8 protein-coding genes, 2 pseudogenes and 1 other annotated feature are annotated in these 10529 nt (G+C 33.8%); of the genes and pseudogenes, 8 read left to right on the plus strand and 2 right to left on the minus strand.

Translation table 11 applies throughout. The annotated features are described in order from the left end of the window. Positions 1–128: 128 nt before the first annotated feature. Together JFT89_RS12085 and lysS are read left to right on the plus strand one after the other, a co-directional pair. Positions 129–227, plus strand: a pseudogene (locus JFT89_RS12085) (DUF2197 domain-containing protein); the annotation flags it as partial. A gap of 85 nt (positions 228–312) precedes the next feature. Next, positions 313–569 (plus strand) — a binding site (T-box leader). A gap of 85 nt (positions 570–654) precedes the next feature. Next, positions 655–2201 (plus strand): annotated as a pseudogene (lysS, locus tag JFT89_RS12090) (lysine--tRNA ligase). Between the two features lie 62 nt (positions 2202–2263). Here the strand turns inward: lysS and JFT89_RS12095 are convergent. After that, positions 2264–2692, minus strand: a complete 429-nt coding sequence (locus tag JFT89_RS12095) for a cell wall hydrolase (protein ID WP_002065599.1) — start codon at positions 2690–2692, stop codon at positions 2264–2266. 160 nt (positions 2693–2852) lie between these two features. On the opposite strand from JFT89_RS12095, the gene JFT89_RS12100 reads away from it, so the two are divergent. The 4 genes from JFT89_RS12100 (at position 2853) to JFT89_RS12115 (ending at position 6677) form a co-directional block, all read left to right on the plus strand. Then, positions 2853–3767, plus strand: coding sequence for an acetamidase/formamidase family protein (locus JFT89_RS12100; RefSeq protein WP_201040059.1), 915 nt, complete (start codon positions 2853–2855; stop codon positions 3765–3767). A 122-nt stretch (positions 3768–3889) separates the two neighbouring features. After that, positions 3890–4597 carry a response regulator transcription factor gene (locus JFT89_RS12105; RefSeq protein WP_033706823.1) on the plus strand — a complete coding sequence of 236 codons (708 nt, stop codon included), beginning with the start codon at positions 3890–3892 and terminating at the stop codon, positions 4595–4597. Then, positions 4594–5577 (plus strand): sensor histidine kinase, encoded by a 984-nt coding sequence (locus JFT89_RS12110; protein ID WP_033707626.1) that lies wholly within the window; start codon positions 4594–4596, stop codon positions 5575–5577. The genes JFT89_RS12105 and JFT89_RS12110 overlap by 4 nt, the downstream gene beginning before the upstream one ends. 200 nt (positions 5578–5777) lie before the next feature. Then, positions 5778–6677 (plus strand): LysR substrate-binding domain-containing protein, encoded by a 900-nt coding sequence (locus JFT89_RS12115; RefSeq protein WP_201040060.1) that lies wholly within the window; start codon positions 5778–5780, stop codon positions 6675–6677. A gap of 76 nt (positions 6678–6753) precedes the next feature. On the opposite strand, the gene JFT89_RS12120 is transcribed toward JFT89_RS12115, so the two are convergent. Beyond that, positions 6754–7743: an aldo/keto reductase family protein gene (locus tag JFT89_RS12120; protein ID WP_201040061.1), complete on the minus strand. Its 990-nt coding sequence runs from the start codon at positions 7741–7743 to the stop codon at positions 6754–6756. A 497-nt stretch (positions 7744–8240) separates the two neighbouring features. Here JFT89_RS12120 and abc-f point away from each other — a divergent pair, with 497 nt between their 5' ends. Both abc-f and JFT89_RS12130 read left to right on the plus strand, forming a co-directional pair. Continuing rightward, entirely contained in the window at positions 8241–9869 is a 1629-nt protein-coding gene (gene abc-f / locus JFT89_RS12125; protein ID WP_042889635.1) for a ribosomal protection-like ABC-F family protein, read from the plus strand. A 20-nt stretch (positions 9870–9889) separates the two neighbouring features. Then, complete coding sequence (locus JFT89_RS12130) at positions 9890–10483, plus strand: GNAT family N-acetyltransferase (protein WP_016095542.1); 594 nt, start codon at positions 9890–9892, stop codon at positions 10481–10483. The last annotated feature ends 46 nt before the right edge of the window (positions 10484–10529 follow it).

Raw genomic sequence — 10529 nt, forward strand, 5'->3', positions numbered from 1 at the left:
TTAAAGCTATATATAAAGTTCGATAAGAAGAGAGGTAAACCTTTCACTGAAATGAAATTAAAATTTCCAGTGTAAGAAAAGAGGGCCTTATCAAGTAATTCGAAAATAGCGTATAGCCATGGGGAGGGAAATATAGGGAATTCAAGAGAAATCCGGAGGGGAAATATTGTTGTGATGAGTGCAGTCACAAGATACAATTAGAAGCAATCAAATATTTTTTTAGATAGTAAAAAAAATGTTTGATTAACATGGGTTCAGAAAAATTTGACAATATATACGTTATAAATTATTATATGTAAAAAACTAATATATAATTTGGCGTTGAAGAGAAGAGTAGTTAAGAAAGAATACGTACAGAGAGCTCTGGTAGCTGAGAAAGAGCGGTATACATCTTAATGAAAAAAGACTTGGAGCTGCGCAAGGAACTAATTTATTTAGGGATGGTGCGACGGATTCTCCCGTTATAGAGATAGGGTATAAGCATATTTTGCCGTACCTGAAAAGGTTAATATGGTGACGTATTAACAAACTGAGGTGGTACCGCGAAGCTAATAACTCTCGTCCTCAAGATGAAAAATCTTGGGGGGGGGAGTTTTTTTGTTTTATAAAAACTGAAAATGTGAAAACAAAAAATACAATTGAGGTGAGTGGCATATGCATTGGGCGTATGAAGTAGCACATGAATTAATTAGAAAACATCCAAATAAAGAAACTTTTGTCTGTGCATCTGGAATTAGTCCATCTGGTTCTGTTCATATTGGAAACTTCCGTGAAATAGTAACGACTTATTTCGTTGTAAAGGCACTTCAAAATTTAGGGAAGAAGACTCGTTTTATCTTTTCATGGGATGATTATGACAGGTTTAGAAAAGTTCCCCAAAATATTGATCCATCTTTTGCAAGGTATCTTGGTATGCCATACTCTGATATTCCAGATCCGTATGGATGTCATGACTCGTATGCAGAGCATTTTGAAAAAGAGTTTGAAAAATCGCTCCAAGCATTTGGAATTGAAGTAGAATTCATTTATCAACATGCTGAATATAGAAACGGAAGGTATAACGGAAACATATTAGAGGCTTTGTATAAAAGGAAAGAAATATATGATATTTTAATGGATTTTAAAACAGGAGTACACCGAGAAGAAGATAGAGAAAACTTTTATCCAGTTACGTTATATTGTGAGAGGTGCGGGAAAGATGCAACAATTATTACACATTTTGATGAAACATTAAAAACAGTTCGGTATGACTGTGGAAATCAAAATGAATTATCGGTATTAAATACAAATAAAATGAAACTGAATTGGAAAATCGATTGGCCGATGCGATGGATGATAGAAGATGTTATTTTCGAACCGGGCGGAAGAGATCATTCATCGGAAACGGGTAGTTATAATGTATCAAAAGAAATTGCAAGGAAAATATTCAATTATGAAGCTCCTCATTACATTGCATATGATTTCATTGGAGTTAAAGGGCATCATGAAAAAATGTCCAGTTCTTTAGGGAATAGTATTACACCTAGCGACTTATTAAAAGTATATTTACCAGAAGTAATTCTTTTTATGTTTGCAAAATATAAGCCGGGCGCAGCTTTTCATATCGGCCTTGATGAAGATGTGATTCGAAATTATACAGAGTATGAACGACTGAAGGACAGTTATGAAAATAAAACGCTCAAAAATGAAGATTTATTTGATGCAATTAAACTTTCTAGACTTGATAGCCGATTTAAAGAGTATCCAAAATTTAATCAAGTAGCAGGAACTTTACCGTTATTAAATTTTGATTCATCTATTTTACAAGATATATTAGAGAAAATAGATAGGAGCTATGGATTACCTGAAATGGTAGCGATAAGTAATCGTGCAGAGCATTGGATAAGAAACTTTCAATCTGAAAATTAATTGCGGTAAATCAAGAGAAAAATACGGGATTTTATAACACATTAGATGAAAGGCAGAAAAAATGGCTAGTAGAAGTTTGTAAAATAATTCGTTCTAATAACGATCATTCTAAACTAATGGAGCAATTGTATACGATTTGTCATCATGAAAATAAAAAAATAATGAAAGAAAATCAAAAACAATTATTTACCATTATATATAGGCTCATTATGAATCAATCAAGTGGTCCACGTATACCTCTACTTATACATGTTGTCGGGGTTGAAAAATTTGCCTCATTATTAGATTTCTAGAGTTAGATACAAAAACTACGCAAGTACTTATAAAATAAGTGCTTGCGTTACATATTTCTTTACTATCGCGAATACATCTTTGGACATTCATCGCCACTTGGTTCGTAAAAACAATGACTTTTAAATTGCCCTGCAAATGGCTGATTATACCACTGGGGCGGACAAGCCCCGACTGGACGGAAATACCAAAGAGCCCATCTTGCTGGCCAGCGCCATTCACCTTGTAAAACTCGTCTTGCGATTTCTTTTTCCGATTCACGAGCACGTTGATAAAAGTATCCGTATTGAACCGCTTCAAATCCACCAGGGCTTTGATACACAGCATCGCGTACGGTACGGAGTTGTTTAAAATCTAAGCAATCACAAAATACACGGTTTACTACAACGCATCCAACAAGTTGTTCGCCTTGTCGACCTTCGCCTTCAGCTTCAGCACGTATTAAACGTGCTAGTAATTCAACATCACTTTCGTTGTATGGAATAAGGGGCATAGTGATACCACCTTTCTTTACCTGTTATAGTAAAGAGTGTATGTTTCAAAATGAGCTAAGTGCTTTTTTTCTTGAAAATAACTACTAATTTTATAAAGGAGCTAATTGGGATAAAAGCTAATTATTATATATAAGATCAAAACGAAAAAGGAGAGGTATTATGCATCGTATTCATAAAGAACATATCATATATGCAATGTCACCAAATAATGAGCCATGTATAGAAGTAGACACTGGGAGTCGGATTGTATTTGAGACGTACGACTGCTTTGAAAATCAAATTGATTCGGAAAATGTCTTATTTCAAGAACTAGATTGGAATCGAATTAATCCAGCGACTGGCCCTGTATATATTAAAGGAGCAGAACCTGGTGATATATTAGTCGTAATGATTGAAAAGATTGAAATTTCAGAGCAGGGTGTTTTAACTACAGGTGCGAACCTTGGTGTAATGGGTAATGAGCTAAATGAAAATACAGTGAAAATTGTTCCAATCCAAAATGAACATGTAATATTTTCGGATGAACTACAAATACCAATTAATCCGATGATTGGTGTGATTGGTACTGCACCGAAAGAAGAGAGTATTTCATGTGGCACACCGCATGATCATGGCGGGAATATGGATTGTAAAGAGATAAAAGAAGGAACAACGTTATTATTACCTGTAAATGTTCCTGGTGCTCTTTTAGCATTAGGTGATTTACACGCTGCGATGGGTGATGGTGAAATTGGTGTTAGTGGAGTAGAGGTTGCTGGTGAGGTAACTGTAACTGTTCAAATTATAAAAGAAAAGAAATGGCCACTACCAATGGCTATACAAAAAGAAAAAATAATGACAATTGCTTCAGAGAAATTGTTAGATGATGCAGCTAGTCGCGCTGTACGTAATATGGTGACATTTTTACATGAAGAATTAGAAATGTCTAAAGCTGATGCAACTCTTTTATTATCAGCAGCAGGTAATTTGAAAATTTGCCAAGTTGTGGATCCACTAAAAACGGCGCGGATGGAACTAGGAAGGGAATATGTGGAGAAGTTAGGATTTTCTCTAAGTGAATTTCATATTAGATAAGAAAAAATAGAAAAAGGATACTTTTGTATAGGAGTATCCTTTTTCTATTTTACGGATTTTGTGAAAAGAGGTAGTATTTATATAAGTATATTTGATATTGTGGATCAAAAAGGAGTTCAGAAATGGTCAAAATTATGATTGTAGAAGATGATATGAAAATTGCGGAGCTATTATCAACTTATGTTGCGAAATACGGTTACCAAGGAATTGTTATATCGGATTTTCAAAATGTGTTAGACATATTTTTAGAAGAACAACCAGAGCTAGTTTTATTAGATATTAATTTACCAAGCTTTGACGGTTACTATTGGTGTCGTCAAATTCGTGCGGTTTCCACATGTCCAATTTTATTTATTTCGGCTCGCGAAGGTACGATGGATCAAGTTATGGCGTTAGAAAATGGTGGCGATGATTTTATTCCGAAGCCTTTTCATTATGAAGTTGTAATGGCGAAAATTCGTAGTCATTTAAGACGTGCTTATGGAGACTATGCACCGAAACTAGAAGAACGAATGGTTGAGCAACAAGGTCTTAGTTTATATCCCGAAAGACTTGTATTAAAACTTAGGAATCAAGAGATTGATATAACAAGAAACGAAGCTATTTTATTAGAGACGCTAATGAAAAATTATCCACGTGTTGTGAGTAGAGAAGTATTATTAAATAAATTATGGGATAGTGAATCCTATGTTGATGACAATACATTAAGTGTAAATACCACACGTGTGCGTAAAAAGTTAAAAACGTTACAAATTGAAGGAGCAATTGAAACGATTCGTAGTGTTGGATATAGGTTGCATATTACTTGGGATACTGGTATGGAAAAATGATAAAGCTGTTTATACGTGATCATATACCACTCATTTGTTTTACAGCAATCCAACTACTAGCTATATTCCTCGTATATTGGTTTGATGGGCATAACCACATTACAACGGCATTATATGCAATGTTTTTAGGTGCTTTTTTTATGATAAGTTATTTAGTTTTTCGTTACTTTACACATCGTTCTTTCTATGAACGCTTAGCAAATCCGATGCAATCTTTGGATGAATCTGTTCAAAAATCTGATTTTTCAGCTGTATCTACCGCTCTCCAAGATCTGCTTGATGCACAATATCGTCATTATCAAAATCAGCTGCAATTACAAGAGAGAAAAAATAATGATCATTTAACCTTTATGAATCAGTGGATTCATCAAATGAAAACACCTTTATCTGTAATAGAATTAATTACACAGGATGAAGTGGATTCACGTTTTGAAAGTATTAATGAGGAAACAGATCGGTTGAAAAAGGGATTAGAGATGGCATTATATGTCGCGCGTTTAGAAGCATTTACACAAGATTTTTATGTAGAAAGAGTACAATTATATAAAATAGTGAATGATTCCGTGCATGAACATAAACGCTTCTTTATCCGGAATTTTGTATATCCAGAGCTTGAAATTGACAAGGGTATTACTGTAGAAAGTGATGCGAAATGGTTACAATTTTTAATTGGACAAATTATATCAAATGCGATTAAATATTCATCAGGTAGTAGAGAAAAGATTAAAGTGAAAGCATGTAAGGAAGGTAATACAGTCGTACTTGAAATTATTGATAGTGGCGTAGGGATACCGAAGCAAGATTTACCAAGAGTATTTAAACCTTTCTTTACAGGAGAAAACGGTAGAGATTTTAAAGAATCAACAGGAATGGGGTTATATCTTGTCTATGAAATTACAAAACAATTAGGACATAGTGTAGAGATCCACTCAGAAGTTGGTAAAGGTACCGTTGTACGAATTATATTTTGTAATGTGTAAAAAGTGATTCAGGCTAAAGAACTTTCGAGATAAGTTTTTTAGCCTTGTTTTGTACCATTGATAAAATTGGAGAATGAAATATTATATACGTAAGAGAAGCAAAACGAATCCGATAAGAATAAATGAAATACTACATACATAAACGCTTTTTAATAATAAAATAGAATCCTTTATAAGTTGCGAATGATAGGGGGCTTGAAATGGATATTCGAAAAATGAGATATTTCATAACGGTAGCAGAAGAATTAAACTTTAGTCGTGCGGCAGAACGTCTAATGATGGCACAACCACCTTTAAGTCAAGAAATTCGTAAATTAGAAGAAGAATTAGGAGTTCAACTTTTTCATCGAACAAAAAGAATGGTTGAACTTACTGACGCGGGGAAAATATTTTTAGAAGGTGCGCGGCAAACGTTACTGCAGGTAGATAGAACCATTAAAGAAACACAGCTTGCGAATGAAGGGAAAACTGGACATTTAATCATTGGTTTTGTTGATTCTACAGAAACAGTTATAGACATATTAAAAACATTTCGAGAACGGTATCCTAAAATTCAGCTCATATTACGTGAGATGACAACAGACCAGCAAATAAAAGCGCTATATGAAAAACAAATTCATATTGGATTTATTCGTTCCAAGCAGAATAATGAAATATTAGCTTCCGAAGTTTGTTCTGAAGAATGTTTAAAATTAGTTTTGCATCAAGATCATCCTTTAGTTTCGTTACCTAACATTTCAATGAAATCATTAGTTGATGAACCATTTATTTTATTTCCTCGTCATTTCGGTACTAACTTTTATGATTTAATTATTAGTTACTTTTGGGAACATGGAGTAAGTTTAAATATTGTTCAAGAGGCAATCCAAATGCCAACGATTGTGAATTTAGTTGCAGCAGGAATGGGGATTTCTGTCGTTCCATCATCGGTGGAAAGTTATAAAAAATCGGGTGTCATGTATAAAGACATTCAAGAAAATACACCGAAAATAAATTTATATGTTGGATGGAGACAAGATGAAAAGTCTGTCGTGTTAGAGAACTTCTTAACTGTTGTTAGAGAGGTTTATGCGACTTCACAATTTGAATTTGAAAAGTAAAAGCCCATCTTGATAGGATGGGCAGTGGGAATTTGGAAAGGGAAACTTCTATTTTTATTTTAAAGTCACTGATGATTCAACCTGTTTTACTCGGATCGTACTCAATGAAACCTTTTAGTACACCATCAATTTGATCCATAATTTCAGGTTGTAATTTAACACTAGAAGCAATTACGTTTTCTCTTATTTGCTCCGGATTTGATGCGCCAATAATTGCAGAGGAAACAGCTGGATTTTGTAGTACCCAAGCAACAGCGAGTTGAGATAAGGTAAGATTAGTTTCTTGCGCGATGGGATTAAGTTTCTGAATTGCAGTGAGTACATCATCACTCATCCAACGTTGCACGAGTTTTTGAAAAAATGGTTTACCAGCATCAGAGTTAGCACGTGATTGATTCGGCAAGGGTTTACCAGGTTGATATTTTCCTGTGAGAATACCTTGTGCAAGGGGAGACCAAACAACTTGACCAAGTCCCTCACGTTGACATGTTGGTATTACATCAGTTTCAATAACTCGCCACAACATCGAATATTGAGGTTGGCTAGCGATGAGTGGAATGTTCAATTCTCGTGCAAGTGCTGCACCGCGGGTAATTTGTTCTGATGTCCACTCACTTACGCCTAAGTAAAGGACTTTACCTTGTCTTACAAGATCAGCAAAAGCTAACATCGTTTCTTCAAGGGGAGTTGTTGTATCAAATCTATGTGCATAATAGACATCAATGTAGTCTGTCTGCAACCGTTTTAATGATACATTACAATTTTCTATAATATGTTTTCGCGATAATCCACGATCATTTTTTCCAGGTCCAGTCGGATGACATACTTTTGTACATAGTTCTATACTTTCTCGGCGTATACCTTTTAAAGATCGGCCAAGTACTTCCTCAGCGATAGTGTCCGAATAAACATCAGCAGTATCGAACGTTGTAATTCCGACATCTAGTGCGGCTTTCACACAATCATTTGCAGTATCTTCGTTTACTTTTCCACCATGGTTTATCCAGTTCCCATATGCAATCTTACTTACTGTTAATCCACTGTTTCCTAGTTTGCTAAATTCCATTGTAGAATCCCCCTTAAAAATGATATCTTTATTATAAGAACTGAAATTTAATATGTATAATATATAATTCATGATAAATTTATATAAAAATTATATAAGGAGGAGTATATAGAAGTTTATAGATAGGGAAATCTAAAGCAAGAAGAACATGAAAATGTAGTTTGTGTTTTATTGATATGAAGTGCAAAGAGGGAAAATAAACTTTTTTGCAGTACATATAATAATATTTACGCATGCAATACCACTATGGTACAATATGGTTACTAACGACGGAAAGGAATGATGGGTGGACGATGATTAACTAATCTTATTTTTAAATGTTGAAATTAAATAAATTTCAATTTGTAAAAAATAGGATTAGTCTGCCCAATTCCATTCAACGGTATTGCTATTTGATTTGCGTAATAGCTTATTTGGGTATAAATAATGTAATGACTAATCCTGCCAAAATTACTTTGGGAGGATTTTTTTCTCCCTTTATGAAAGGGATCGGTAATATGAAAGAACTTTTAAAATTAAATGATGTTTATGTTGAAATAATGGAAAATACTTTGTTAGAGAAAATGAATGTTACAGTAAAACAAGGAGATGTTATCGGATTAATTGGTAAAAATGGTGCTGGTAAATCAACGTTGCTTCAATTAATAAATGGGAAGATTGAGCCATCAAAAGGTACTGTTGAATGGCAGCAAATGAATATGACAACGGCATATGTTGAACAAGAAACAGAAACGTTTATTAGTAATGATGTAATTGCAAAAGAAGCAGAACTTCTTGCGAAATGGGGCGTGCCAACGAACGATTTTCTTACGTTAAGTGGTGGTGAAAAGCTTAAAGTTCGACTTGCAAAAGGATTTGCCGAAAATCCTAACGTCCTAATATTAGACGAACCGACAAATCATTTAGATGAGATGAGTACGGAATTTCTCATTAAACAAATAAAAAATATGAAAGATACAGTTATCGTCGTATCGCATGATCGATATTTTTTAGATGTTGTCGCAACAAAAATATGGTCAATTGAGGATAAGAAATTAATTGAGCATAGCGGTAATTATACGAGTTATATGAAAGCACGTGAGCAAAAAAGATTGACGCAGCAGCGTGAATATGAAAAACAACAAAAACGTATTGAACTTGTAGAATCACAAATAAAAGAATTAAGTTCATGGTCACAAAAAGCGCATGCACAGTCTACAAAACAAGAAGGTTTTAAAGAGTTTTATCGTGTAAAAGCGAAGCGAACGGATGCACAAGTTAAGTCAAAACGAAAACGTCTTGAAAAAGAGCTAGAGAAAACGAAAGTAGAACGTGTGAAAGAGGAGTACTCAGTTGAGTTCTCTATTCAAGCGAATAAAAAAGTGGGAAAACGCTTTTTAGAAGTAAAGCAATTTAAAAAAGACTTTCATGGAAAAATATTATTTGAAAACGTTAATTTTACAATTCAGCACGGTGAGAAGATTGCGATTGTTGGACCAAACGGTAGCGGGAAAACAACATTACTGAAGATGATTATGGGAACGGAAACTGTGCAAGGAGAAATATGGATTTCACCATCTGCAAACATCGGTTATTTAACACAAGAAGTATTTGATTTACCACTTGATAAAACGCCAGAAGATTTATTTTTAAAAGATTCATTTGAAGAAAGAGGGAAAGTCCAAAATTTAATGAAACATTTAGGGTTCCAAGCTTCTCAATGGAAAGAGCCGATTGAATATATGAGCATGGGAGAACGAGTGAAATGTAAGTTAATGGCTTATATTTTAGATGAAAAAGATGTACTTATTTTAGATGAACCGACAAATCACCTTGATCTTCCTTCACGTGAACAGCTTGAAAATACATTAGCGGAGTATAATGGAACACTAGTTATCGTTTCTCACGATCAATATTTTCTAGAGAAAACAACTAACACGAAACTTGTGTTTTCAAATAATACGATACAAAAGCAGCTAAAAGAACCTACAAAAACAAGAGATGATATTGAAGAGCTACGTTTAACATTAGAAACAGAGCGACAAGAAGTATTAGGTAAATTAAGCTTTTTAACTTCTAACGATAAAGAATATAAAGAACTTGATGAACGATTTATAGAACTTACGAAGCAGATTAAGGCGCTTTAATGTAATTAAGGGGGATTAACATGGGAGAAGAGAGTTCGACTAATTTATTTAGAATAGACTGTGGAGATATATACTTGCAAGAGTTTACTATCAAAGATGGGGAGAGTATTTATAAAATATCGAATCAACCGGAAATAGAACAGTTTTTACCAGACTGGAAATCAACGAAAGAACAAAGGATTGACTGGGTTATTAATGATGAAATACCAGCAAATAAAGCATTTCTTAATGCAGTGAAAAATACATGTAACATAGATGATCATATATTAAAGCTAGGAATATTTAATAAAGATACAAATGAATTTATTGGATGGTGCTGTACGGGCATTAAAGAAGAACTCCCTTCACCGAACAGAGAAATTATGTATGCTATTTCAAGGGAGCATCAAAATAATGGCTACGCTACGAAAGCGACTAGAGGATTGATTGACTATTTGTTTAAAAACACCACTTTAGATGTCTTAAATGCAATTGCTTTAATTAACAACGTACCATCAAATAAAATTATTGAAAAATGCGGATTTACTTATATGAGCCAACAGACGATAGAAAATCAACTATATAATCATTATCTATTGAGTAAATCAGAGTGGATAAAAAATGTTGTTCTTTAAAAAGGGCTATAATGGAATAAAATCATTATAAAAAAGAAAAGCTTAG

This window comes from Bacillus sp. TH25 (genome assembly GCF_016650935.1).
GTDB lineage: Bacteria > Bacillota > Bacilli > Bacillales > Bacillaceae_G > Bacillus_A > Bacillus_A mycoides.

Coding starts and splice junctions, on each gene's coding strand:
- JFT89_RS12095 (WP_002065599.1), bottom strand. CDS start 2,692: ATGCCCCTTATTCCATACAACGAAAGTGATGTTGAATTACTAGCACGT.
- JFT89_RS12100 (WP_201040059.1), top strand. CDS start 2,853: ATGCATCGTATTCATAAAGAACATATCATATATGCAATGTCACCAAAT.
- JFT89_RS12105 (WP_033706823.1), top strand. CDS start 3,890: ATGGTCAAAATTATGATTGTAGAAGATGATATGAAAATTGCGGAGCTA.
- JFT89_RS12110 (WP_033707626.1), top strand. CDS start 4,594: ATGATAAAGCTGTTTATACGTGATCATATACCACTCATTTGTTTTACA.
- JFT89_RS12115 (WP_201040060.1), top strand. CDS start 5,778: ATGGATATTCGAAAAATGAGATATTTCATAACGGTAGCAGAAGAATTA.
- JFT89_RS12120 (WP_201040061.1), bottom strand. CDS start 7,743: ATGGAATTTAGCAAACTAGGAAACAGTGGATTAACAGTAAGTAAGATT.
- abc-f (WP_042889635.1), top strand. CDS start 8,241: ATGAAAGAACTTTTAAAATTAAATGATGTTTATGTTGAAATAATGGAA.
- JFT89_RS12130 (WP_016095542.1), top strand. CDS start 9,890: ATGGGAGAAGAGAGTTCGACTAATTTATTTAGAATAGACTGTGGAGAT.